This window comes from Streptosporangium sp. 'caverna', assembly GCF_003203775.1.
In the GTDB taxonomy this organism is placed as follows: domain Bacteria; phylum Actinomycetota; class Actinomycetes; order Streptosporangiales; family Streptosporangiaceae; genus Streptosporangium; species Streptosporangium subroseum.
In genome coordinates, this window is the sequence record NZ_CP029711.1 from 7709541 (window position 1) to 7734496 (window position 24956).

Genomic DNA, 24956 nt, shown 5'->3' on the forward strand with positions numbered 1-24956 from the left:
GGCACGCGTCGGCCCTCGAACTCACAGGAAGGGCCCTGCCGTCCCCTCGGGGGACGGCAGGGCCCTGGTGGTCCTCTACGGGATCCCCGGGTGGCCCCCGCCGGAGCGGGGGCCGGGGGCCGGGGGCCGGCGGGTTATGAGAGGGGCGGGTAGGCGTTCTGGAGCAGCTGGCGGAACTGGGCGGAGAACCAGGCGCCGGAGAGCGGGGAGTTCGGCAGGGCGCCGGTCGCGCTGTTGCCGTTGCGCTCGTTGCCGCCGTAGGTCGGGTCGCACATCCGGTCGAAGCCCTTGCCCTCGTCGTTGGGGATGAGGGAGCTGGCGCCGTCGGACTCGCCCGGAGGCTTGATCCAGACGTAGGCGTCCAGGCCGGTGGCGGGGCTGGCCTGCGGGCGCTCGCCGAGGCCGGCGCCGCTCTGGTTGCACCAGTTGCCGGCGTGGATGCGACGGTCCACCCGCGACTGGTTGACGAAGTCGTTCACGTTGGTGGAGGTGCTGGGAGCGGTCGGGCGAGCCGTGCCGCCCCAGCCGTTGCGGGAGGTGTCGATCAGCATGCCGAGCCCCGACTGGAAGCCCTTCTGGATGAGCAGGGTGCGGAATGCCTGGGCGTACGACAGCTCGTCGACGTAGAAGTTCCAGTCGACCCAGGTGGACTGGCGGACCGAGGTGCCGTTGACGGAGCTGTTGATGGTGAAGTGCGGCTCCCGCAGGGCCGAGTAGTTGGCGGTGTTGGTGATGAAGCCGTCGACGCTGGCGAAACCGGCCGTGGTGCCGGAGACGGTGCTCGCGAACAGGTCGGCCGAGGGGCCGAAGTTCGTGTCCCAGCCCAGCCAGCCGTGGTGCCCGGCGTCGATGTAGGTGTAGACGTTGTTGATCGCGTGCAGCTTGTTCAGGGCGTAGCGGACGCCGTCGACGTAGGCACCGGAGCTCTGGGCCTCCTGGCACTTCGCCACGTTGAGGTTGGTGATCAGGTTCGGCAGCGAGTCGATCTCGATGATCGTCGAGATGCGGAGCCCGGCGTACTTCGACTCGCCCATGATCGCGGCGATCGGGTCGATGTACTCGGTCTTGTAGCGGCTCAGGCCGTTGTTGGCGATGAGCAGCTCACCGTTGGAGGCGAGCGCCGAGCAGTCACGGTTCGGCAGGTTGTAGATGACGAACTGGATCGTCAGCGGGGTGCTGCCGTTGGCCGCGTCCTGCACGAGTGCCTCATCCAGGTGGGCGCGGAGGCCCATGGCCGAGGAGGTGCCCGCGATGGCCGCGATGCGGTCCAGCCACACGCCGGTCGAGATGTTGGCCACCGCGGCGCCGCCCGGCTCGGCCGCCGCCTTGGACGACCAGTTGGGGTTCACGTAGCCGGTCGCCCCGGCGTAGGGGTTCGCGACGTGCTCGCCGGTCGGCGGCGGGGTGCCGTCGTCGTCGGCCTCGGTCGCGGTGACGGAGACTCCGGTGTGCCCGGTGGCCGCGGCCGCGATGGTGGCGGTGCCGTTGGTCTGGTCGCTGTCCTGGGCGGCCGAGACCGTCACGTTCTGCGCCGTGTTCCAGTTGGCGGTGGTGAAGGTGAGCGTCGAGGGCGTGATGGTGAGGTTCGTGTCGCCGCTCTTGGTCAGGTTGACCGTGACGCTGCCGGTGGGCGCGGCGCTGAGCCTGAACCCGACGGTCCTGCTGGCGCCCTCGGGAACGCTGACCGAGGTCGCGGAGGCGACGATCGACGGGGTGGTGGTCCCGCCGCCCACGGTGAAGGGAACCGCGGCGGTCTGCGTCGTCAGGGCCGGGCTGGCGTTGTCGTAGGCCCTGGCGCTGGCGGTGTGGGCGCCGTTTGCCAGTCCCGTGGCGGAGAAGGCGTAGGGGGCGGTGGTGTCGCTGTTGACCAGCGCGCCGTCGACGTAGAACTCGACCTTGCTGACCGAGCCGTCGTCACTGGCCGTCGCCGCGAGCGGCACGGCGGCGCCCGTCGCGAAGGTGGCGCCGGAGGTCGGGCCGGTCAGGCTGACCGTGGGCGCCTGATTGGTCGGAGGCTGTACCACGCCGCCGCAGGAGACGCCGTTGACCGTGAAGGCGGTGGGCTTGGGGTTGCTCCCGGTCGACGATCCGTTGAAACCGAGGCTGGTGGAGGCGCCGGTGGCCAGTGCGCCGTTCCAGGCCAGGTTCTTGGCGGTGACGGCGGTGCCGCTCTGTGCCCAGGTGGCCGACCAGCCCTGCTGGAGCTGCTGCCCCGCGGAGAAGTTGAACCCGAGGGTCCAGTTGGTCAGGGGATCGCCGAGGTTCTTGAGGGTGACGTTGGCGGTGAATCCACCCTGCCAGTCGTTGGTGGAGTAGGCGACGTCGCAGGCGACTGCGGCGTGCGCCGTGGCGGCTTGCCCGGTGGCGAGGCCGGCGGCGGCCACCAGCAATGCCACCGTTGTCGCCGCCCGGTTACGCCAGGCGTGGCGGCGCGGATTTACTGTCATTCGTAATCATCTCCAGGACGTGTGTGGGAGCGCTCCCATAGTCCGGATGTTTCACGGATGTGTACAGCATGTTGCACTTTGTCCGCCCACCGCCAGGGGTCTTCTCGCCCCTGACCTCACCGAACGGCTTTCGGGCCCGATGAAAGTTTCAGGCCCCTCTCCGTGTCCGGGATCGGACGGTGCGCAGTGCCCGCCGGCGGTCCGCCCGGCGCGTCGCAACCTCCCCGGCCGCCCGCCGTTCCCCCGCGTCCGTGGCAGTGGGGAACGGCGGCGCCGCACGGGGTCCTACGATTTCGCGGCGGCCATGGCCGCGCCCACGATGCCCGCCTCGTTCTGCAGGGTCGCGACGACGACCGGGGTGTCCAGCTTCAACTTGGGCAGAAACTTCTCGGACTTCTTGCTGACGCCGCCGCCGATGACGAACAGTGACGGGGAGAACAGCGCCTCAAGGTGCTTCATATACTCCTCCACCTTTTCCGCCCATTCGTCCCAGCTCAGGTCGTGAGCCTCCCGCGCGTGGTCCGAGGCGCGCTTCTCCGCCTCCTTGCCCCTGATCTCCAGGTGGCCGAGCTCGGTGTTGGGCACCAGTTGGCCGTCGATCAGCAGGGCACTGCCGATCCCGGTGCCGAAGGTCAGCATTATCACCACCCCGGACTTGCCCCGGGCCGCGCCCGCCGCCACCTCCGCCAGTCCGGCGGCGTCGGCGTCGTTGAGCACCGTCACCGACAGGCCCGTCGCCCGGGCGAACAGTCCTCGCGCGTCCGTGCCGATCCACTCCTTGTCCACGTTGGCCGCCGACCTCGTGACGCCGTCGACGACAACGCCGGGGTAGGTCACCCCGACCGGCCCCTTCCAGGCGAAGTGCTTGGCGATCTGCCCGACCACCTCGGCGACCGCTTCGGGCGTGGATGGTACGGGCGTGGGGATGCGCAACCGCTCCTGCGTCAGCTCGGCCTTGGTGACATCCACCGGGGCACCCTTGATCCCCGAGCCACCGATATCAATTCCCAGCACTTCCATGACAGCTACCTCCTGATTCGACCTCCTTCCCCCTGACGCGGTTGATACTCGTTTGCAGTGAGCGGTCAACCCAGGTGAAAGCGGCCCACAACACACTGCGGACACAACAGTATGAAAGGAACCCGCTCCAATGACGATCACTCGAACCCTCGCCGGCCTCGCACTTGCCACCGTGCTCGTCTCGATCACTCCGGCGGTGGCACACGCCGCGACCGGTCTCCCGGGACAGGCCACGACGGACGTGGCGGCCGCCGCGTCGTGGGGCGCCTACTACGCCCCCGGCCGCGGGGCCAAGGCGCTCGGCTCCCTGAAGGTCACCGGCGAGGACCACGAGGACATCCCCGCCGCCGCGACCGCCAAGATCTCCGGCAAGGTGTACGACCTGACCCGCAAGGCCTCGACCTGCGGCTTGGCGGTCTTCCGCATCACCTACCGCACCTCCGGCGGGAACCTGCCGTTCAAACACCACACCGTCCGCGACTGCTCGTACGGCACGCCGAAGAACTTCTCGTTCTCCTACCGCAACGTCTACGAGGTCGAGCTGAAGGTCTGCTCGGAGGGTGGGAAGAGCTCCAAGCCGTCGAACACCTGCCTCTACGCGGGCGCCTGGAAGGTCATCTACCTGTCCAAATGAACGTCGGGGCCCTCTGCGAAAGGGTCCTAGCGCTTCACGGGCCCCGTCGAGGCTCTGACCACGAGCTCCGGCTCGAAGAGCAGCTCGTCGGCCGGGACCAGGGCCTTGTCGATCTGGGCGGCGAGGAGATCGACGACCGCGCGGCCCATCGCGTCGATCGGCTGGCGCAGCGTCGTGAGCGGCGGGTCCGTGCAGTTCATCAGGGCCGAGTCGTCGTAGCCGATCACCGAGATGTCGCCGGGCACGGAGAGCCCCGCCCTGCGGGCCGCTCTTATCGCTCCCAGGGCCATCAGGTCGCTGGCGCAGATGATGGCGGTCACGCCTCGCCGTATCAGCCGGGAGGCCGCCGCGTGCCCTCCCTCCAGGGAGAACATGGTGTGCTCGACGAACTCCTCGTCCAGTCTCGCCGCCGCCAGCTTGCGCTGGGAGGGCACGTGGTCGGGCGGCCCCAGCACCATGCCGATCCTCTCGTGCCCGAGCGAGCGCAGATGTCCGAGCGCCATCTCGGCCGCCGCCACGTCGTCACAGGAGACCTGAGGGAAGGCGAGATGCTCCACCGCGGCGTTCACCAGCACGGTCGGCAACCGGCGCTCCAGCAGTAGCTCGTAGTGCTCGTGCGAGGCGTCGGCCTGGGCGAACAGCCCTCCGGCGAACACCACGCCGGACACCTGCTGCTGCAGGAGCAGGGCGACGTACTCCGCCTCGGAGACCCCGCCCAGCGTCCTGGTGCACAGCACGGAGGTGAACCCCTGCTGGGCCAGCGCGCCCCCGACCACCTCGGCGAACGCCGGGAAGATCGGGTTCTGCAGCTCGGGGAGCACGAGCCCCACCAGCCTCGCCCTGTCGCCCCGCAACTGGGTCGGCCGCTCGTAACCGAGCACGTCGAGCGCTGTGAGCACGGCCTCGCGGGTGGCCTCGGACACCCCGGGTTTCCCGTTGAGCACGCGACTCACCGTCGCCTCGCTCATCCCGACCTTCTTGGCCACCTCTGCAAGCCGTCGCGTCATGGCGAAACTATAAGGCAAGAGAAGCAATTATTTGCGGCTGCTTGCGAAAGTTACCTCAACGTTCTGGAGGGTTTACATCTACGGAGACGACACAGGAGCTCGCCAACGACCCGATGACCGCCCCGGCGTCTGCCGTGACCCGTCGCGACCTGGGACGATGCGATTCTCCGGGGGCCTTCCCCATGTCCTAGCGCTCCCCCGGCGGCTCCCGGATCGTCTCCGACCGGCTCAGCTCTCCGTGATCCGGCCACCGTCGACGTGGATGTGCCTGGTGGTGTGCACGGCGTCCAGCATGCGCCGGTCGTGGGTGACCAGCAGGAGCGTACCGGGATAGGAGGCGAGCGCCGACTCCAGCTGCTCGATCGCGACCAGGTCCAGATGGTTGGTCGGCTCGTCGAGGACCAGCAGGTTGACCCCCCGGGCCTGGAGCAGCGCCAGCGCGGCCCGTGTCCGCTCCCCGGGCGACAGGGTGGCGGCCGGGCGCGGCACGTGCGCCGCGCGCAACCCGAACTTGGCGAGCAGCGTGCGCAGGTCGGCGGGGGTCATGTCCGGTACGGCGGCGCCGAACGCGTCCACCAGCGGCTCGTCGCCGAGGAACAGCTCCCGGGCCTGGTCCACCTCGCCGACGACCACCCCGGGGCCGAGCGAGGCGTTCCCCTCCTCCAGCGGGATCCGGCCGAGGAGTGCGGCGAGCAGCGTGGACTTGCCAGAGCCGTTGGCCCCGGTGACCGCCACCCGCTCGGCCCAGCCGATCTGCAGGTCCACCGGGCCGAGGGTGAACGCGCCGCGGCGCGCCACGGCGCCGCGCAAGGTCGCGACGACCGCTCCGGCCCGGGGGGCCACCGCGATCTCCATCCGGAGCTCCCACTCCTTGCGGGGCTCCTCGACCTCTTCGAGCCGCTCGATCATCCGCTCGGTCTGGCGGGCCTTCGCGGCCTGCTTCTCCGTCGCCTCGGTACGGAAGTTCCGGCCGACCTTGTCGTTGTCGGGCGCCTTGCGCCGCGCGTTCTTGACGCCCTTCTCCATCCAGGCCCGCTGCATGCCCGCCCGCTGCTTGAGCGAGCTGACCGTGCCCGCATACTCCTCGTACTCGTCGCGGGCGTGCTGGCGAGCGACCTCCCGCTCGGTGAGGTAGGCCTCGTAGCCGCCGCCGTAGGCACGGATCAGCTGCTGGGCGAGGTCGATCTCGACGACCCGGTTCACGGTCCTGACCAGGAACTCACGGTCATGGCTGACAAGAACGGTCCCGGCGCGCAGCCCGGTGACGAAGCGTTCGAGCCGTTCCAGTCCCTCCAGGTCGAGGTCGTTGGTGGGCTCGTCCAGCAGGAAGACGTCGTAGCGGCTGAGCAGCAGGGAGGCCATTCCCGCCCGCGCGGCCTGGCCGCCGGAGAGCGCCGTCATGGGCCGGTCCAGCTCCACCGCCAGGCCGAGCTCCGCGACGACCCCTTCGGCCCGGTCCTCCAGGTCCGCGCCTCCCAGAGCCAGCCACCGCTCCAGGCTGACGGCATAGTCGTCGTCGGCGCCGGGACGGCCCTCGACCAGCCCCTCGGTCGCGACGTCGAGCGCGCGTTGCGCGGCGGCCACCCCGGTCCTCCTGGCCAGGAAGTCGGCGATCGTCTCTCCCGCTCGGCGCTCCCTCTCCTGCGGCAGGTAACCGACCACCGCCGAGGGTGGGCTGAGCCGTACGGTGCCCTGCTCCGGGGGCGTCAGTCCGGCGAGGATCCGCATCAGGGTGGACTTTCCGGCCCCGTTCACGCCGACCAGACCGATCACGTCGCCGGGGGCGACGACCAGGTTCAGTCCGGAGAACAGCGCGCGGTCGCCGTGTCCGGCGGCGAGATCCTTGGCGACGATGGTGGCACTCATGGGGGAACGCTATCCGCCAACCGGCGCCGTGGCCTCATCGCCGGAGTTCGCCGGTGATCGCCGGACCCCCGCCTTCCCCGGTCTCCCCCGGATCCCGGCCCTTCTCGGCCCTCGGTCGGGGCGCCGGCACGGGGTGCCGAAGATCGCCCCATCCGTATTCCCGGCAAATCGGACACATTTTACTAGGATGTCCAAAAAAATTACACCGGGAAGACCTGCGGTTGACCTGGGGAGTTGCGATAGAACGTGGTCTTGCAACGTCTTTAATCGCTCTTTTTTGAAACTTAAGGCAACACTTGCCTCTCCAATACCGTCTTATATAGGTGGAGGCGATCGCTCCTGATCGCTTGCATCTACGGGGATAGGAAGAGGAAAGCGTCTTGATGAAACGAATCGCCGTCGGTCTGCTGTCCGCGGTCGTGAGCGGCTCGATGCTCATGACCGCCGGTACGGCTTCCGCCGAGCGCGTCGCTCTCAGCGTGCGCATCGACAACGTCAACCCGAACCCGGTTGTGGTGAGGGACGGCCATGACACGAGGGTCACGGTCGAGGTCCGTACCACCGAGGCGACCCGCGTCGAGCTCCGCCTCAAGCCGGTCACCGACCAGCTCCGCACGAAGAGTGCGCAGGAGCCCAAGCTCATCCACGAGGGTGACCTGTGGCGCTTCACCACCAGCTTCGACGAGGACGACTTCGTGGGCCGCTGGCTCGCGACCGCCGATGCGTACGACAAGGACGGCAAGAAGGTGACCGACGAGGTCAACTTCTCCGTCAAGCACGCGGAGGTCAGGAAGGCGGACACCCGCGTGTACGGGTTCTCCGCCAGCCCGAGCTCCGTCCGCAAGGGCCGCTCGGTCTACTTCACCGGCCGTCTGCAGGTCAACGACCACCGCTGGAAGGGCGTGAAGAACGAGAAGGTCGAGATCTACTTCCGCACTCGCGGCTCCAGCGCCTGGAAGTTCGTGACCTCCGACCACACCGACTGGAACGGCAAGTTCCAGGCCAAGGGTCGCGCCTCCAAGAGCGGCGAGTACCGTGCGCTCTTCGACGGTGACCGCAGGCTCGACGACAGCTCCAGCCGGTCCGACTACGTGCGGGTCTACACCCACCGCTAGGTCGGGTCCCGTGCGAGCAATCGCATGAACCGCACGAACTGAATGACGCGGAAGCCCGGGGCGACCCGGGCTTCCGCCGTTTCCGGGCGGCGACGAGGGCGCGGACGGGTCCGTGGCGGGCCCGTGGATGGGCGAGTCTGTGGACGAACGGATCCGTGGGCGGACGGGTCCATGGACGGGTGCGGGGCCTTTGGCCGCGGGTCCGACGGCGGGTTAACACAGGGTAGCCGTCAACGATCTTCTTCCGAAAACAACGCCTATCCCGACAGAAGGAGCATTACGCTCTGACTGAAAGATCTTCACCGGGTTAGGATCCGAGGGGAGAAGCGTGACGGATGATGACTGGACGCAACGGGGCATAGACGTCAACACTCCAAGCGTCGCCCGGCTCTACGACTATTACCTGGGCGGGAAGGACAACTTCGCCGCAGATCGCGCCGCGGCCGAGGAGATCCTCGCGGTGGCCCCCGAGGTCCGCCTGGCGGCCAGGGAGAACCGGGCCTGCCTCTTCAGGACCGTCGGATTCCTCGCCGACACCGGGATCACCCAGTTCCTGGACATCGGCGCCGGCCTGCCCACGCAGGGAAACGTCCACCAGGTGGTGCGGAAGGTCGCACCGGGGGCACGGGTGGCCTACGTCGACAACGATCCGATCGTCCTCGTGCATGCCAGGGCGCTCCTGGGCGGAGCCGGAGACGAGGTCATCGTCACCCCGGGTGATCTGCGGCAGCCCGAGGAGATCCTCAAGAACCCGGCGATCCAGGAACATCTCGACTTCTCCAAGCCCGTAGGCCTGCTCCTGATGGCGATCATGCATTTCATCACCGAGGCCGACGACCCGCGGCGGATCGTGGCCACGCTGCGCGACGCCCTGCCGTCCGGTAGCTACCTGGTCCTCTCCCACGGCACCCGAGACTCCCGGGCCGCGGCCGTGGACAAGGGCACGCAGGTCTACCGGCGGGCCACCTCACCGCTCGTCCTCCGCTCACGCCCGGAGATCCAGGAGCTGTTCGACGGGTTCGAGATGGTGGATCCGGGGCTGGTCTGGCTGCCCGAGTGGCGGCCGGAGAAGGGCTCCGTCACGCACGGGGCCCCCTCGCGATCCCTGCTTCTGTGCGGAGTGGGAAAGAAGGCATGACCGTTCCGGCACCCGTTCGCCTCGGTCTGGCGCTGCCGCAGTTCGGCCGGTTCGCCGGCGCGTGGGCGCTCGTCACCGTCGCCAGGGAGGCGGAGGCCGAGGGTTTCGACAGCCTGTGGGTCGGCGACCGGCTGATGACACCGCTCGCTCCCAAAGACCGCTATCCCGGAGGAGACGGCAAGATTCCTCCGGCGCACCGCACGTTCCTGGACCCCTTCGCGGTCATGGCCACCGCGGCCGCCGTCACCACGCGGGTCCGGCTCGGAAGCAGCGCGCTGAACGCGAACTGGTACGCCCCGGCACTGCTGGCACGCTCGCTCGCCACGATCGACCAGCTGAGCGGAGGCCGCCTGGATGTGGGACTGGGGCTCGGCTGGTCGTCGGAGGAGTATGCGGCGGTGGGCGCCTCCTGGCAGGGGCGGGCCGCACGGCTGGACGCCACTCTCGACGCCCTTGAGACCATCTGGCGTGACGACCCCGTCGTCCTCACCGACGAGCGGTGGACCATCCCGCCGAGCCATATCTTCCCCAAACCGGCGCAGCTCCCCCACCCGCCCGTCTATCTCGCGGGTTTCGCGCCTCCGGCCCTGGACCGCATCGGCCGCCGCGCCGACGGCTGGCTCGCGGCGTCCATGCCGATCTCCGTGCTGACCGGCATGTGGAAGATCGTCAAAGAGGCCGCCGAACGGAAGGGACGCGACCCGGACGCCCTGCGCATCGTCATGCGGGCCAATCCGATCATCGTTGACTCTCCCGCCGATGCCGCCCTCCCGCGAAGCGGGACCGTACGGCAGATCGCCGACCACCTGAGCGCCGCCGCGGAGAGCGGTGTGCACGAGATCTTCCTCGACCTCCAGCACACCGCGCAGGGCCCCCGCCACCTGCTCGACCTCGCCGGGGAGCTGCGCCAAGCCTCCGGCCTGTAAGAAGGCTCGCCGGTTGGTCCGTGGGCGGATGAGCGGGCCCACGGACCCGAGAAGAGCCGCGGCGATGACGGCGGGTGAAGCAGTGGTGATCCCTGCCGTCAAGGTCGTTCAGTGATCGCGGCGGGTGGCGAGGTGCGCGAGCTCGCCGAGCTCGACGATCGATCGCGACGCCGGACCGGCCAGACGCAGGCGCTGCAGAGCCCGCGCGAGCAGCTCATCGGCCTGAGCCTGGCTCCAGGAACGCCCGCCCGCGGCTTCGACGAGCTCGGCCGCCTGGACCAGGTCGGCATCGGACAGGGGCTGCTCCCGGTGGTAGAGGCCGGCCAGCTCTCGTCCGGCCGGGGTGCCCGAGGTCAGTGCGGCGACAACCGGGAGGGACTTCTTACGGCTCCGCAGATCTGAGTAGACCGGTTTGCCGGTTACAACGGGATCCCCCCAGATGCCCAGGAGATCGTCGACGAGCTGGAACGCCAGCCCCAGGTCCTTGCCGAAGGCGCGCAGGTGCTCGACCTGCTCGGGACTGCCACCGCCGAACAGGGCGCCGAGACCGCAGGCACACCCCAGCAGGGCACCGGTCTTGCCCACCGCCATGGCCAGGCATTCGGCCAGCACGACATCCCGGCGGTCCTCGAAGGCCACGTCGGCGCTCTGGCCCTCCAGCAGCTCCTGGATCGAGGCGCCGAAGGCCCGGGTCGCCTCCGCGGCGATCGGGTGCTCGCCCGCGGCGAGCACCTCGAAGGCCAGCGTCAGCAGCGCGTCACCGGCCAGGATCGCCGGGCTGACGCCGAAGACGGCCCAGGCCGTGGGACGGTGGCGGCGGATCCGGTCACCGTCCATCACGTCATCGTGGATGAGGGAGAAGTCATGCGCCAGCTCGACGGCGACCGCCGGACGCAGCGCCGCGTCGGCGCTGCCTCCGACGGCCTCGGCCGACAGCAGGACCAGCGCGGGACGGATCGCCTTGCCGCCGCTGGTCGCGACGGGGTGGCCGTGCTCGTCCCACCAGCCGAAGTGATATCCGGCGATGTGACGCATCGACGCGGGCAGCGTGTCGGCGGCCGGTCGAAGGGCCGCCTCGACCATCTCCCGGCTCCAGGCCAGCACCTCGCGCGCGGACCGTCCTTCGGCCGTCACCTCAACCGTGGTCATGTTCTTCCCTCTTCCTTCCAATCGCTCGGCGGCCGGGTCCGATCAGTGACCGAGCTCGACGTCTTCGAGGATGCCGAGCGCGTCCGGGACCAGGACCGCGGCGGAGTAGTAGGCGCTGACCAGGTAGGAGAGGATCGCCTTCTCGCTGATGCCCATGAACCGGACCGACAGGCTGGGCTCGTACTCGTCCGGGATGCCGGTCTGGTGCAGGCCGATGACCCCCTGGTTGTCCTCACCGACACGCATCGCGAGGATGGACGTGGTGCGAGTGTCGGTGATGGGGATCTTGCTGCAGGAGAAGATGGGGACGCCTCGCCAGGCGGGCACCCCGGCGCCGCCGACGTCGACGCCCTGGGGATAGAGGCCGCGGCTGCTGCACTCCCGGCCGAAGGCCGCGATGGCCTGGGGGTGGGCCAGGAAGAAACTCGTGCTTCTCCGGCGGCTGAGCAGCTCGTCGAGGTCGTCCGGGGTGGGCGGTCCGGTGCGCGTGTGGATCCGCTGCTTCAGGTCGGCGTTGTGCAGCAGTCCGAAGTCGCGGTTGTTGATGAGCTCGTGCTCCTGCCGCTCGCGCAGCACCTCGATCGTCAGTTTGAGCTGCTGCTCGGTCTGGTTCATCGGGTCGTTGTAGAGGTCGGCCACCCGGCTGTGCATCCGCAGCACCGTCTGCGCGACGCTCAGCTGATACTCGCGGGGCGCGACCTCGTAGTCGACGAACGTCCCCGGCAGGGTGGCCTCTCCGGCATGCCCGGCGGCCACCTCGACGGCGGCCTCGCCGTACTTGTTCTGCGGTCCCCTCGAACCGTTCAGCTGCGCGGCCTCCAGATGGGCCCGCAGCTCCTCGGACCGCTCGACCAGCTCCGTGAACGCCCGACGGGAAAGGATCATCGCCGTGCCGCTGGTCACCGCCTTGACGGTGAAATCCCACTCGGCCTCCGGGCCGGTCAGCGTGTCGTCTCCGAAGTGGGAACCCCCCGCCAGCACTCCCAGCGTCTGGCTGTCACCGTATGGGCCGGTCCTGACCTTCTGGACCTTGCCGTACGCGATGAGCACGACCTCGTCGGCCGAGCTTCCCGCCTCCAGTAGCACGTCTCCGGGCTGGAAGTCGCGCTGGACGAACTGCCCGGCCAGGGCCTCCAGGGTCTCCAGATCCCCGAAGCCCCGGAGCAGGGGCAGCTCGCACAGCTCCGCCGGCACCACCGACACCTGCGATCCCACGGTGGTGAAACTCACCTGCCCGTCGCCGATCATGTAGCTCAGCCGCCGGTTGACGCGGTAGGTGCCGCCCGACACCTGCACCCACGGCAGCATTCGCAGCAGCCACCGCGAGGTGATCTCCTGCATCTGGGGCGTCGACTTGGTCGTCGTCGCCAGGTTTCGTGCGGCAGCCGTGCCCAGGCTCAACTGCGACTGGGCACCATTCAGCTGCGACTGGACAACATCGAGCTCTGTCACAACACACACCACCGATCCGTACTCGTACCGACAGGGAGAAACCGAAGGCGTGAATCAGGAAATGAGGGGTCACCGATTACGGGAGACATAATTGACAAGCTTGTCCGCCTCCGGCGCGAAGACCCGGACACAGCTCGTCATCGCCGACGAGCCAATCTTGGGACGCGATTAAATGGCTTGTCAAGCATTGAATATGATCCCGCCAAGGATGGATTCGATATTATCGCTAATGTCACGATAAGTTTAAATGTCTTATTTAGACGGGCAACCGGGTCCATACGATCGGTTTCATGAATTGCGGGGACCCGTCATGGACGGGCGGCCGGGGCAGGCTGGGGGCGGGACGGGGCATCGGCTCGCGAACCCCCGCCGCGAGAGGGCCTTCGCGACGAGAGCGCGCCACGGCGGAAGCCCGTTTCCCGGCCGGAGATCCCCACCCGGATCGCAGCCCGAATAAGGATGGAAAGCACGTCCGTAAGACAGGCGAAGGCCGTCACCCCGGGCTTTTAGCGTGGTTCGCGATGCGATATAAGCGATATGAATCGGCGGTTCCATGCTCCTACGCCGGAATGAGCGGCTCTGGGGCGCGTTTCACGCACTCACCGCCTGATGGAAACGCGACATTCGCCCCTTGCTCTCCGCTGAATCCGTCTCAGCTCATTGGCGCACGACTCCGGCCGAGCAGTTCGGCGAACAGATTCTCCCAGAGCGGCATGATCACTTCGGGAGCGTAGTGACGGGCGGTGACAACGGCCGAGGCCCCCATGCGGTGCCGTAGCTCCCGGTCCTCGATGAGCCGGATCATCGCCCCGGCCAGCGCGTCGACGTCCTGGGAGGGGACGAGCAGGCCGTCGATCTCGTCGGTGAGCACGTCGCGCGGACCGGTCGGGCAGTCGAAGGCGACAACCGGCAACGCATGGGCCATCGCCTCGATCATCACCATCGGCAGCCCCTCGAACCGCGAGCTGAGCACATGGAAGGAGGCCTTGGCCAACTCGTCGCCGAGCCGGCCGGTGCGTCCCATCAGCGTGACGTTGTCACGCAGTCTGTGCTTCTTGAGGAGCTCGCGCAGCGCGCCTTTCTGGGGACCCGAGCCGTAGATCCGCAGCCGCCAGTCCGGATGCCGGCGCACAACCTGCTCGAACGCCGGAATCAGCAGGTCGAAACCCTTCTGCGGGACCAGCCGTCCGGCCGCGACCACCAGCCTGTCCTCCTGCCACGGGAGCGTCTGGTCGACGGCCTGCACGGCGTTGGGGATGCACACGATCGGAGTGTCCGGCAGGAAGCTCCGATAGTCCTTCCTGTCGGCTTCTGTGAGCACGGCGACCGTGTCCAGCCGGCCGTAGTGACGGGCGATCGCCGACCGGACACCGGCCGAGTGGGTGGCCAGGTTCAGGTGCTCCTGGGCGACCCGTACGACGCCTACCGGCGTACGGCGGGCGGAGATGAGATTCAGCGCGGGCCGGGTGGTGACCAGGACGCCGTCGTCCAGGGTGGAGACGTAGTCGATGACGGCCCGCTCCACCCGTTCGGTGAAGCTGGACCCCGCGGACTCCCCCGCGGGCACGATCTTGCCGCGGAACCTCCGCCAGATCCGGCGTCCCACCGAGTCCGCGCGCCTGCCCTCCCGCTGGTCCGCCAGCGCATGGAGACGGACGCGTTCGTCGATGGGGAACTGGGGCCTGTCTCGCCGTCGCACCACGCTGACGATCTCGACGTCGTGCCCCGCGGCCGCCATCGCGTTCGCCTGGCTGATCACCGTCCGAATCGTGCCGCCCATGCCGTAGGCATGCAGAAGCATGTAGCGAATCCTCATTGCATCCGGCCGCGCGGTCATCACGTGCACCGCGTTTCGCCCTGCGGGTAACTCCAGCTCACGCGCGTCGACTTTAGCCAGTCGGATACCTTCTCGCCCTCGAAAACCCACACTCCGCCCGGACACTCCCGAACGCCTCCGTGGATTTCCGGGGCGGGGAGAGAGCCGAATCCAACCTCAATTGTGAAATACGCGGTTCGGGCGATTCACAAGATTCATATGGTTAATACGGGATATATGGGACGTGTGATTCGCGCGAGATGTGTGAAACATGCGGGAGGTGTGAGACATACGGCGCGAAACGTGGTTGAGCACCGCCCGCAGGAGCCCCTCGCGGGCGGCAACGGTGGCGGCCACAGCGCGGAGTGCGGCGCCTTCCGCGCAGGAGTCCCTCGCGGGCGGCACAGACAGCGGTGGTCCCGGCCCACGACTGCGGGCCGGGACCACCGGCGAAGCGGGTCGACGTCTCCCGGACTCCCCCCGGACATGGCATCCGGCGGTCGGTCCGGATCGGCTATCGAAGGCCTCGCCTGCCGTACATGCCGGTAACCGCGATGACGCCGGCGGCCGCCAGGACGATCTGGATGATCAGCTCGATCCAGTCGATTCCCCCGGTGCTGGCGACTCCCAGCGCGGAGGCGATCGCGGTGCCGATGAGAGCGGCGACGATACCGATCACGATGGTCAGCCAGATCGGGATGTTCTGCTTGCCCGGTACGACCAGACGGCCCAGGGCCCCGATGATGATTCCAATGACGATGGCGGAGATAATGCCAGTGATATCCATGGTTCACGCTCCCACTTGCTTGGCTGCCAGCCGTATGCCCAAGAAAAGACAGGTAACACATAAAAAGGGACGTAATATTTCCGGCGCTTTCGGAAGCCCTCGCTCCTCACCACGGCACGCCCCCCAGGAGGGAACCCCGCTGATTTGCCGTCATCGGCCGGGGTAGGGACAGGTTCCACCGCTCAAGCAACCAAGCAGCTCAGAGCGCCATGCGGGCGACGACGACCGGGCTCGGACGACGACGGGACGTGACAGGACGGAGTCCTGTCACCCGGCACGCGATCGACGAGACCACTTCGCCGTCCCAGGCGCGCCGGCGCTTTTGGCGAGGAGACGAAGTGATTAATGAGGAAAAGCCGGAAAGGCGCCTATCTTCCGGTATCCGCCTATCTTCCGATGCCACCGTTCCCGGCGCCGATCCCGTTGGCATGAATCCCTCTCCCACCGATTCTGCCGACCTCGGCCCCGCCGCCGACCCCGCCGGCGTGAGGACCACCGCCACCGAGACCGCCGGCGTTGATCCCACCCCCACCGACCCCGCCGGCGTCGGTCCCGCCGCCACCGGCCCGGCCGGCGCGAATCCCGCCGGCATCGACGACACGACCGTGGAGGCGCTGGGCAAGCTCTCCGAGGCTCTGGAGACGACCGAGAGGGCCAGGGGGCACCTCTACTCCTTTCACCAGCTCACCGGTCATGCCGACCTCCAACTCGACCAGGCCGTGGAGTTGCTGCGCGCCTCCGGCCACCCGGAGTACGCCGACATCGTGGTCAACGAGCTGGTCGGCCGCGACGTCCTGCCCGGCCGGTGGACCTTCCAGGTCGTGGAGGAGTACGAAGACGGCTACTACCGCTTCTTCGCCGACCTCGAAAAGCGGATCAGGGATGATCTCGCCGGAGGGCGTCGCCATCTTCACGAGGCACGGATGAAAGAACAACGCCAGGCATGAGCCGTGATCGGGTCTCGTGAGCTCCAGACCCTCCAAGCCACCCTGCCTGCTCGGCTCGCCGACCCGTTTGGCCTGGCCGGCTCGACCCGCTTAGCCGCTCAGCCTGCTTGGCTGCTCGGCCTGCGGAACTTTTCGAATCTGCCGGCGGGCTCGAACATGCCAGGCCTCTCAAACGTGTTCAGCCCTCCGAGCAGGCGGGGATCGTCGGCCGTGCTCGCCTTCCCGGGCCTGCGGTGCCTGCCGGACCTCCCGGGCTTCGCGGGTAGTCCGCCTCCCCGGGCACGACCCCTCGGAGGTCCCCGTACAGTGGCGTCATGGGGATGGTCGAAACCGTAGGACTGGTCCTGCATCCGCAGCGCGATTCGAAGGTGGCCATTGACACGATCGTAGAGTGGGCCCGCGCCCGGAACCGCACGGTGCTCGGGCTGGCCGACGAGGTCGGACGCATCGACTGCAGCGCGGTCCCGGTCGACGACGACACCCTGGTGGACCGCGCCGACCTGCTCGTCAGCCTGGGCGGCGACGGCACGATGCTGCGCACCATGCGGCTCATCGCCGGACGTTCCACACCCATTCTCGGTGTCAATCTCGGCCGTCTGGGGTTCCTCGCCGAGATCGACGTCGACGAGCTCCCTCCGGCGCTGTCCGCCATCGACAACCACGAATACACGGTGGAGCCCCGGATGGCGGTGAAGGCCGTCCTGCCCGACGGGACGGCGGTGACCGCGTTCAACGACATCGCCCTGGTCCGGATCCCCGGCGACGGCCTGTCTGCGGTGGCGGTCTCCGTGGAGGGCCATCCCTTCGTCCGCTACGCCGCCGACGCCGTCATCGTGGCGACCTCCACCGGATCGACCGCCTACAGCTTCTCCGCGGGCGGCCCCATCGTGTCCCCGAGGGTCGAGGGGTTCCTCGTCGTGCCCGCGGCGGCTCATTCGGCGTTCAACCGGGCCCTGGTGCTGTCGGCCGACGAGAGGGTCACCCTCGAGCTGCTCCCGACGAGCGGCCGTCTGGCCGTGGAGGTCGACGGCGCGGTGGGCGCCCATCTCTGCCCCGGAGACGAACTCACCGTCACCGCTCTGCGCGCCGCCGCGTGGGTCGTCAGGCTGGGCGACAAGACCTTCTACGAGCGCGCCCGCCGCAAGCTCCGCGTCAACGGCAGTGCCGAGGTCGACTAGCGGCTTCTCACGCGCCGTCGTCACCCTCTGACGTCAGATACCGGCGGCACGCGCATCACCTGCCGCGAGTACGTACCCAGCGGTATGCGGATGTGGGGGTCCGGCTCGGCACGCGCTTGCCCACTCGACGGGCTCGGCAGGGTTTCCGCAGGTGAGCACCGAATGCCGTGGCTCGCCCCCGGCCCGCCCGGACCTTCGCCCGCAACAGCCTTTCCCGGACCCGCCTCCCTCCGTCGGCGGGTCCGGGCTCCGAGGGGGACGGGACCGAATCAGGGGAACCGGCCTGCGACATAACAACGGCTGTCATGAAAGTTTCACCACTGGTTGACATCGGGAAAACGCTTTCCTAACTTGTGATTGTTCGCTCACATGTACGCGGATCACATATGTGAACGGCGAGTGCTCGCTGGGGGGAACCCGTATCGCAGGCCATACCGGCCTGCCGGACCAGCAAGGAGCTCAACCGTGAAACGCAGAATCAACGGGAAGACCGCCGCCGCCGCGGCCTTCGCCTGTACGGTCGCCCTGTCAGGGCTGGTGGTCGGAGCAACGGCCGCCGCGGCCGCACCGGCTGCCGGGGCCTACACCCTGGTGAACAACGGGAGCGGCCTGTGCCTCAGCGTTCCCGGAAGCAGCACCTCCGATGGCGTGCAGCTCGTCCAGAACGGCTGCAACAACGCGGCCGGCCAGATCTGGAACGTCACCACATCGGGCAGCTCCTACCTGCTCAAGGCCGCACACAGCGGCAAATGCGCGGGCGTCCAGGGCGCAAGCACCTCCGCCGGCAAGGCCGTGCAGCAGGAAAGCTGCTCGGGCGCGACCTCCCAGGTCTGGCAGCTGACCGCATCCGGGTCGAACTACCGGGTGGTCAACGCCAACGGCGGCAAGTGCCTCAACACCAAGGACAACTCGACGTCCGCGGGCGCCCTCGTCCAGCAGAACTCCTGTGACTCCGTGGCGACCAAGCAGTGGAGGCTGACCCCGGCGGGCTCCACTCCTCCGACCAACCCGCCGACCAACCCGCCCACCAACCCTCCGACACAGCCGCCGACGCAGCCTCAGACCGGCCTGGTCGGCTGGGCGACCCAGGGCGGCGGCACCACCGGCGGCGGTAGCGCCTCGGCGACCACGGTCACCAGCTCCTCCGCGCTGACCAGCGCGCTCGCCGCCAGCGGCTCGGCGGTGATCCGGGTGTCAGGCACGATCTCCTGCTCCGGCATGCTCAAGGTCGCCTCGAACAAGACGATCCTCGGCAACTCCGGAGCCACCATCGCCGGCTGCGGCCTCAACATCTCCGAGGCGTCCAACGTCATCGTCCGCAACCTGAACTTCCGCGACTGGAACGACGACGGCATCAACGTCCAGTACTCCACCCGCGTGTGGATCGACCACAACACCTTCAGCAACGGCTATGACGGCGCCGTGGACGTCAAGCGGGGCAGCGACTACGTCACCATCTCCTGGAACAAGGTCACCGACCACGACAAGACCATGCTGCTCGGCCACGACGACGGCAACGGCAGCGAGGACATCGGCCACCTCCGGGTGTCCTACCACCACAACTGGTTCGACGGCACCAACCAGCGCCACCCGCGCGTACGGTTCGGCAACCCGGTCCACGTCTACAACAACTACTACGGCGGCGTCGGCAGCTACGGCGTGGCGTCCACCGAAGGTGCCGGGGTCCTGGTCGAGGGCAACTACTTCGAGAACACCGAAGACCCCTACCACCTCGGCGAGGGAGACTCCGGCCCGGGCAGCCTGGTCGCCCGCAACAACTTCTTCGTCAACTCCGGTAGCGGTCAGACCGGAGGCAGCGTGGCCTCCATCCCCTACTCCTACTCGCTCGACACCGCGGCCAACGTCAAGTCGATCGTGACCGGCGGCGCCGGCGCCGGCCGGATCGCCGTCTGATCCCGGCGAAGCACTGATCCTCAAGCGCACTGATCCCTGAGCGTGACCGGGCTCCCCCCACGGAGCCCGGTCACAGCGCTCTTGCCACAGCCACGCCGCCAGACGCATGGGGTGAAATGGAGCCTCTCAGCCCGCCGTCACCTCCGGTCAGGCCCGCGCTCTGTACTCACACCGCCGGACATCAAAGGCGAAACGGAGCCTTTCAACCCGTCTTCACCTCCCGGCCGGGCCCGTCCAATCGCGCCTTCGCCTCGGTTGCCCCTTCGTCCCGGACCCGCGCACGTCAGAGGATGCCGCCGCGACGGCCCGCGACGGGCTCCCCAAAGCCGGGAGTGGAAGCTCCGTTCACTATTGTTGCCGAGCGTCCCTCACTAAGGAGTGGTCATGGCATCGTGGGTGGATCACGCGATCTGGTGGCACGTTTACCCGCTCGGTTTCACCGGCGCCGAGAGCACCGCGCAGCCTCACGACGTGCCGGTACGGCACCGCCTGCGGCAGCTCGAACCCTGGCTGGACTACGTCCTGGAGCTGGGATGCTCGGGGCTGATGCTGGGGCCCGTCTTCGCCTCGGAGACACACGGTTACGACACCGTCGACCACTTCAGGATTGATCCGCGGCTCGGCGACGACGAGGATTTCGACCGTCTCATCGCGGCGGCACGCGATCGGGGCCTGCGAATCGTCCTGGACGGCGTGTTCAACCATGTGGGACGAGAGTTCCCGGTGTTCGCGCGGGCGACCGGCCCGAACCCCGACCCGGACGCCGCCCGCTGGTTCCGGCGCCTGCCCGCGAACGACGCCACCGGCGGAGCCGCGGGCGGGGCGGGCGGGGCGGGCTCCGTGGAACCGGACTACGCTACTTTTGAGGGCCATCACCGGCTTGTGGCGCTCAACCACGAGGACCCCGCGGTTCTCGACCACGTCGCCAAGGTCATGATCCACTGGCTGGATCGGGGCGTCTCCGGCTGGCGCCTCGACGCCGCCTACGCGATGCCCGCCCGCTTCTGGCACGAGGTCCTGGCGCTGGTACGGCCCCACCACCCTGACGCCTGGTTCGTCGGGGAGATGATCCACGGCGAGTACGCCGCATACGTCGCCGAGAGCGGCCTGGACTCGGTCACCGAATACGAGCTGTGGAAGGCGATCTGGAGCTCGCTCAACGACGGCAACTTCTTCGAGCTCGCCTGGACCCTGAAGCGGCACGACGATCTGCTCGGCGACTTCACGCCCCTGACCTTCGTCGGCAACCACGACGTGACCAGACTGGCAAGCCGTCTCGCCGACGAGCGGCACCTCGGCCACGCGCTCGCCGTGCTGTTCACGGTCGGCGGCGTTCCCGGCGTCTACTACGGCGACGAGCAGGCCTTCCGCGGGATCAAGGAGGACCGTGTCGGAGGGGACGACGAGATCCGCCCCGCCTTCCCCGCCCGGCCGGACGACCTCGCTCCCCACGGGCTGCCCACCTACCGGCTGCACCAGCGCCTGATCGCGCTACGCCGCCGCCACCCCTGGCTGGTCCGGGCCCGAACCACCTCGGAGCACCTGACCAACCTCACCGTCGCCCTGACGTCCACCGCCGGAAACGACGGGGCGGAGAACGGCGAGACGGGGAGCGACAAGGCCGGGAACGGCGGCGGTGAGAGTGGCGGGCCCAGGATCGTCACCCTGCTCAACATCGGCGACGAGCCGTACCGCTTCCCGGTGGAGACCGAGGGGCTGACCATCGAGGAGACCTCCGCGACGTCCCATCCTGGGGACCCCGCCCTGGTTCCGGCCCACGGCTGGACGGTGCTGAGCGGCCGGTGACCCTCCCCGCGCCGATCACCCGGAACCAGATGCCAGACACCAAGCACCAAGCATCGGAGATATCCGGCACCGGACACCGAGCATCAGGCAGGCCGGGGCTCCCGCGATCGTGATGGCGATCGCGGGAGCCCGGCGGACCTCACCGGCGGAGGAACCCCTTCACCGTCGGAAGCAGGCGGTCGTCGAATCCGAACAGTGCCTGGTTCTCCCAGCCGTTGCCGGATGAGGGGTCGGCGGGATCCCAGCCGTTGCCGGGCACTCCCGTCCAGGTGGCCTCCCAGTAGAAGACGCCGAGGCCACGGCCTCCGGGAACCGACCGGACCACCTCCGTCACCGCCCGCATCATCGCCGCCTGCCCCTCCGGGGTGGCCGGATAGCCCGGATAGGGCTCGGTGGAGGTGATGATGTTCTCCAGGCCGTCGTCGTCGGCGGCGGTGAAGGGATAGGCCGTCTCCACCAGCACGACCGGCTTGCCGTACCGAGACGCCACGTCGTTCAGGTTGGCCTGGAACGCCTCGAGCGTCCCGTGCCAGTAGGAGTAGTAGGACAGGCCGATCACGTCGTACCGGACGCCGTAGGTGGCGGCGGTGTCGAACCACCAGCGGTACAGGCCGTTGTCGGCGCCGTCGGCCAGGTGGAGCACCACCTTCGTCGAGCGGGACACCGCCTTGGCCGCGTCGTAGCCGGCGTTGAGCAGCGCGGCCAGGTTCGGCCAGTTCTCCCAGTTGCCGTCCGGCCAGAGCAGCCCGCCGTTCAGCTCGTTGCCGATCTGCACCATGTCGGCCTTGGTGCCCTGCGCCTTCAGCGCGTTCAGCACGTCGTAGGTGTGGTCGTGGAGAGCCTTCTTGAGCGCGTCGAACGGCAGGGCGCTCCAGGCCGCCGGCTTGTTCTGCTTTCCGGGGTCGGCCCAGCTGTCGGAGTAGTGGAAGTCGACCAGCAGCCCCATGCCGAGGGCCTTGGCCCGCTTGGCGAGGCGGAGCACCTGGGTCTTGCCGTTGTAGCCGTCGACCGGGTTCACCCAGACCTTCAGCCGGACGTAGTTGAGCCCGGCAGAGTGCAGGATGGCCAGCGCGTCTCCGCGTTTGCCGTTCGAGGAGCGGTAGATCCCGCCGAACGCCTCCGACTTGGCCAGACTGGAGACGTCGGCTCCCCTGATCGGAAGCCCGTCATGATCCGGGCCGGTGCCCGCGTGCGCCGGTTGCCCGGCCGTGAGTACGGCGGCGCACAGCAACAGCGCCGCGAAGATCCTTCGCATGGTTCCTCCGGTCAGGAGAGGACGGATGGTGTTCGCCGTCACGAGTGGGCGAACCGGGTCGGCGCGGGTAAGGACGTGAGGGCTGCGGCGGCGCGCGGGACCGGCGCCACCAGGGTCTTTTTCATGGATCCTCGCTCTGGAGAGGAGTGATGCGGACACCCCCGAAGACCCTCGATGACGCGTCACGGCCAGGTGACCGGCGCGGCACCGAGGGAGATCATGCGCCCCCGGCCCGCTCGACGACCGTGACGCCACCGGGCGGCACGGTCACGGGCCCCGGGTACTCGGCACCGTCGAACACCCCGGTCCCGCTCACCCCGCGGACCGTGACGGGCTCGTCGTCGTGGTTGATGAGGAAGACGTGGTCGCCTCGCCGTACGAACTCAAGGGTGTCGGGCAGGCCGCGAGGCCGGGACACACCCGCCCGGTCGAGGATCGCGCGGAGAACCCCGCGCAGCTCACGGCCGCCTGCCACGCCGCCGTCGTGAATCGCGCCGAGAAGCCCGTGCGAATCGCGGCCCTCCGCCACGTCACCGTCGCAGGCCGGGTCGGAGGCCGTCTCTCCGTCGCGAGACGGGTCAAGGGCCGCATCGCCGTCGCGAGCCGAATCGGGGACCGGGCCGCCCTCGTGAGACAGATCGGAGGCCATATCTCCGTCGCGAGCCGGGTCGAGGGCCGTCGCGATGTACCACGCCGCTCCCGCACCCAGTTCGTGGCAGGTCACCGCGGGATGGCCCGCGTCGGGGCCCTCGGTGAAGTCCTGTACGGCGTGCGCACCCGCGAGGCGGACGCGCTCGGACCAGATCCGCCCGGTCAGGCCGTGGTCTCCGAGCGCGACCGTCTCGTTCTCGCGCAGCGGATGGAACTCCTCCACCGACAGGCCGAGCACCTCACGCAGGACTCCGGGATAGGGGCCGGAGTGGATGGTGTCGTTCTCGTCGACGATGCCGGAGAAGTAGGAGACGACCAGGTGTCCGCCGGCCTCGACGTAGCGGTGGAGGTTCTTGGCGGAGGCCTCGGTGAGCAGGTAGGAGCTCGGCGCGACAACCAGCTTGTATCCCGAAATATCAGCGGAAGGGTGGACGAAGTCAACGGTGACGTGCTCCCGCCAGAGCGCCTCGTAGAAGGCTTCCACCCGCTCGCGGAAGTCCAGGTCCGCCGTGGGACGCCACTCCAGTTCGAGCGCCCAGTACGACTCCCAGTCCCACACGAGCGCGACCTCGGCCTCGACGCGGGAGCCGCGGACCTTGCCGAGTCTGCCGAGCTCCGCCCCCAGGGCGACCACGTCGTTCCAGAGTTCGGAGCCGGTCCCCGCGTGCGGCAGCATCGCCGAGTGGAACTTCTCCGCGCCGTAGCGGGAGGCCCGCCACTGGAAGAACAGCACCGAGTCCGACCCGCGGGCGACATGGGCCAGGCTGTTGCGCCGCATCTCCCCCGGCCGCTTGGCGAGGTTGCGCGGTTGCCAGTTGACGGCGCCGGTCGAGTGCTCCATGAGCATCCACGGCCTGCCGCCCGCCACCGAGCGGGTGAGGTCGGCGGCCAGCGCGAGCTCGATGTGACCGTCGGCCCGCGCGGCGTCGAGATAGTGGTCGTTGGAGACGACGTCCACCTCGCCCGCCCACCGCCAGTAGTCCATCGGCCTGCAGTTGGGAATCATGAAGTTGGTGGTGACCGGCAGGTCGCTGAAGCGGCGGATGACGTCGCGTTCGCGGCGGAAGTTGGCGATGTGGGCGTCGACGCAGAACCGCGCGAAGTCAAGCTGCAGGCCCGTGAGCTGGCCGACCGGCGCGACCCGGGGCGGCTCCACCTCCTCGAACGAGCCGTAGGTCAGCCCCCAGAACGTGGTCCCCCACGCCGCGTTCAGCGCGCCCACGTCCCCGTGCCGCTCACGCAGCCAGTCGCGGAACGCCTCGGCCGAGGTCTCGCAGTAGCACTGCGCGTTCGCCCAGCCGTACTCGTTGTGAACGTGCCACATGACCACCGCGGGATGGCTCGCGTACCGGGAGGCGATCCGCTCGGCGATCCGCCCCGCGGCCGTGGCGTAGTGCGGGGAGCTCGGGCAGAAGCTGTGCCGGGAGCCGCCCGCGATCACGTGGCCCTCCCTGTCGACGAGGCGGCTGTCCGGATGCGCCTTCCTGAACCACACGGGCGGTGAGGAGGTCGGGGTCGCCAGGTCGACCTTGACGCCGGAGGAGTCCAGCAGGTCGATGATCCTGTCCAGCCTGCCGAAGTCGTACACGCCTTCGGCGGGCTCCAGCAGGCTCCAGTTGAAGATGCCGAGACTGACCAGGTTCACCCCGGCCTCGCGCATCAGCCGGACGTCGTCGTGCCAGACCTCCTCCGGCCACTGCTCGGGGTTGTAGTCCCCGCCGTAGGCGATGCCCTCGGGCAGGACGGGATATCCAGGCAACAGCTCCCCCTCGAATTATTTCTGTGAACGTGCACAGTAATCCAAAGCCGACATCCGGGGAAGAGTCGCCACGAGATAGCTGGCCCTAC

At 68.6% G+C, this 24956-nt stretch carries 18 protein-coding genes; 8 read left to right on the forward strand and 10 right to left on the reverse strand.

The features are described 5' to 3' along the window. Nucleotides 1–134 precede the first annotated feature (134 nt). Together DKM19_RS53115 and ppgK are read right to left on the reverse strand one after the other, a co-directional pair. Nucleotides 135–2447: a glycoside hydrolase family 6 protein gene (locus tag DKM19_RS53115; RefSeq protein ID WP_110701336.1), complete on the reverse strand. Its 2313-nt coding sequence runs from the start codon at nucleotides 2445–2447 to the stop codon at nucleotides 135–137. 285 nt (nucleotides 2448–2732) lie between these two features. After that, a complete protein-coding gene (gene ppgK, locus DKM19_RS33605; RefSeq protein ID WP_110701337.1) occupies nucleotides 2733–3467 on the reverse strand; it encodes a polyphosphate--glucose phosphotransferase in 735 nt (244 codons plus the stop codon). 130 nt (nucleotides 3468–3597) lie between these two features. On the opposite strand from ppgK, the gene DKM19_RS33610 reads away from it, so the two are divergent. Next, nucleotides 3598–4101: a hypothetical protein gene (locus DKM19_RS33610; protein WP_110701339.1), complete on the forward strand. Its 504-nt coding sequence runs from the start codon at nucleotides 3598–3600 to the stop codon at nucleotides 4099–4101. Nucleotides 4102–4127: 26 nt separating this feature from the next. Here DKM19_RS33610 and DKM19_RS33615 read toward each other — a convergent pair whose 3' ends face one another. Then, nucleotides 4128–5108, reverse strand: a complete 981-nt coding sequence (locus DKM19_RS33615) for a LacI family DNA-binding transcriptional regulator (RefSeq protein WP_110701341.1) — start codon at nucleotides 5106–5108, stop codon at nucleotides 4128–4130. Between the two features lie 228 nt (nucleotides 5109–5336). Next, nucleotides 5337–6974 (reverse strand): ABC-F family ATP-binding cassette domain-containing protein, encoded by a 1638-nt coding sequence (locus DKM19_RS33620; protein ID WP_110701343.1) that lies wholly within the window; start codon nucleotides 6972–6974, stop codon nucleotides 5337–5339. 383 nt (nucleotides 6975–7357) lie between these two features. On the opposite strand from DKM19_RS33620, the gene DKM19_RS33625 reads away from it, so the two are divergent. The 3 genes from DKM19_RS33625 (at nucleotide 7358) to DKM19_RS33635 (ending at nucleotide 10153) form a co-directional block, all read left to right on the forward strand. After that, a complete protein-coding gene (locus DKM19_RS33625; protein ID WP_110701345.1) occupies nucleotides 7358–8089 on the forward strand; it encodes a hypothetical protein in 732 nt (243 codons plus the stop codon). A gap of 328 nt (nucleotides 8090–8417) precedes the next feature. After that, on the forward strand, nucleotides 8418–9227 hold the full coding sequence (locus tag DKM19_RS33630; RefSeq protein ID WP_110701347.1) for an SAM-dependent methyltransferase: 810 nt from the start codon (nucleotides 8418–8420) through the stop codon (nucleotides 9225–9227). Further along, the gene (locus tag DKM19_RS33635) at nucleotides 9224–10153 is read left to right on the forward strand and encodes a TIGR03619 family F420-dependent LLM class oxidoreductase (protein ID WP_110701349.1); all 930 of its coding nucleotides are present in this window, start codon (nucleotides 9224–9226) and stop codon (nucleotides 10151–10153) included. The genes DKM19_RS33630 and DKM19_RS33635 overlap by 4 nt, the downstream gene beginning before the upstream one ends. A gap of 108 nt (nucleotides 10154–10261) precedes the next feature. Here the strand turns inward: DKM19_RS33635 and DKM19_RS33640 are convergent, their stop codons facing one another. From DKM19_RS33640 to DKM19_RS33655, 4 genes are all read right to left on the reverse strand, one after another. Continuing rightward, nucleotides 10262–11302, reverse strand: a complete 1041-nt coding sequence (locus DKM19_RS33640; RefSeq protein WP_110701351.1) for a family 2 encapsulin nanocompartment cargo protein polyprenyl transferase — start codon at nucleotides 11300–11302, stop codon at nucleotides 10262–10264. 42 nt (nucleotides 11303–11344) lie between these two features. Continuing rightward, nucleotides 11345–12754 (reverse strand): family 2B encapsulin nanocompartment shell protein, encoded by a 1410-nt coding sequence (locus DKM19_RS33645; protein ID WP_239513722.1) that lies wholly within the window; start codon nucleotides 12752–12754, stop codon nucleotides 11345–11347. A gap of 652 nt (nucleotides 12755–13406) precedes the next feature. Continuing rightward, the gene (locus DKM19_RS33650) at nucleotides 13407–14555 is read right to left on the reverse strand and encodes a glycosyltransferase family 4 protein (RefSeq protein ID WP_239513723.1); all 1149 of its coding nucleotides are present in this window, start codon (nucleotides 14553–14555) and stop codon (nucleotides 13407–13409) included. A gap of 529 nt (nucleotides 14556–15084) precedes the next feature. Beyond that, entirely contained in the window at nucleotides 15085–15357 is a 273-nt protein-coding gene (locus DKM19_RS33655; protein ID WP_110701355.1) for a GlsB/YeaQ/YmgE family stress response membrane protein, read from the reverse strand. A 428-nt stretch (nucleotides 15358–15785) separates the two neighbouring features. On the opposite strand from DKM19_RS33655, the gene DKM19_RS33660 reads away from it, so the two are divergent. From DKM19_RS33660 to DKM19_RS33675, 4 genes are all read left to right on the forward strand, one after another. Beyond that, nucleotides 15786–16304, forward strand: a complete 519-nt coding sequence (locus DKM19_RS33660; RefSeq protein ID WP_239513724.1) for a hypothetical protein — start codon at nucleotides 15786–15788, stop codon at nucleotides 16302–16304. A 320-nt stretch (nucleotides 16305–16624) separates the two neighbouring features. Next, nucleotides 16625–17482: an NAD(+)/NADH kinase gene (locus tag DKM19_RS33665; RefSeq protein ID WP_110706177.1), complete on the forward strand. Its 858-nt coding sequence runs from the start codon at nucleotides 16625–16627 to the stop codon at nucleotides 17480–17482. Nucleotides 17483–17947: 465 nt separating this feature from the next. Beyond that, entirely contained in the window at nucleotides 17948–19396 is a 1449-nt protein-coding gene (locus DKM19_RS33670; protein ID WP_204358358.1) for an RICIN domain-containing protein, read from the forward strand. Nucleotides 19397–19780: 384 nt separating this feature from the next. After that, on the forward strand, nucleotides 19781–21202 hold the full coding sequence (locus tag DKM19_RS33675) for an alpha-amylase family protein (RefSeq protein ID WP_110701359.1): 1422 nt from the start codon (nucleotides 19781–19783) through the stop codon (nucleotides 21200–21202). A 139-nt stretch (nucleotides 21203–21341) separates the two neighbouring features. Here DKM19_RS33675 and DKM19_RS33680 read toward each other — a convergent pair whose 3' ends face one another. Both DKM19_RS33680 and DKM19_RS33685 read right to left on the reverse strand, forming a co-directional pair. Next, nucleotides 21342–22457 (reverse strand): arabinogalactan endo-1,4-beta-galactosidase, encoded by a 1116-nt coding sequence (locus tag DKM19_RS33680; protein ID WP_110701361.1) that lies wholly within the window; start codon nucleotides 22455–22457, stop codon nucleotides 21342–21344. 217 nt (nucleotides 22458–22674) lie between these two features. Next, on the reverse strand, nucleotides 22675–24867 hold the full coding sequence (locus tag DKM19_RS33685; RefSeq protein ID WP_239513725.1) for a beta-galactosidase: 2193 nt from the start codon (nucleotides 24865–24867) through the stop codon (nucleotides 22675–22677). Between the last annotated feature and the right edge of the window lie 89 nt (nucleotides 24868–24956).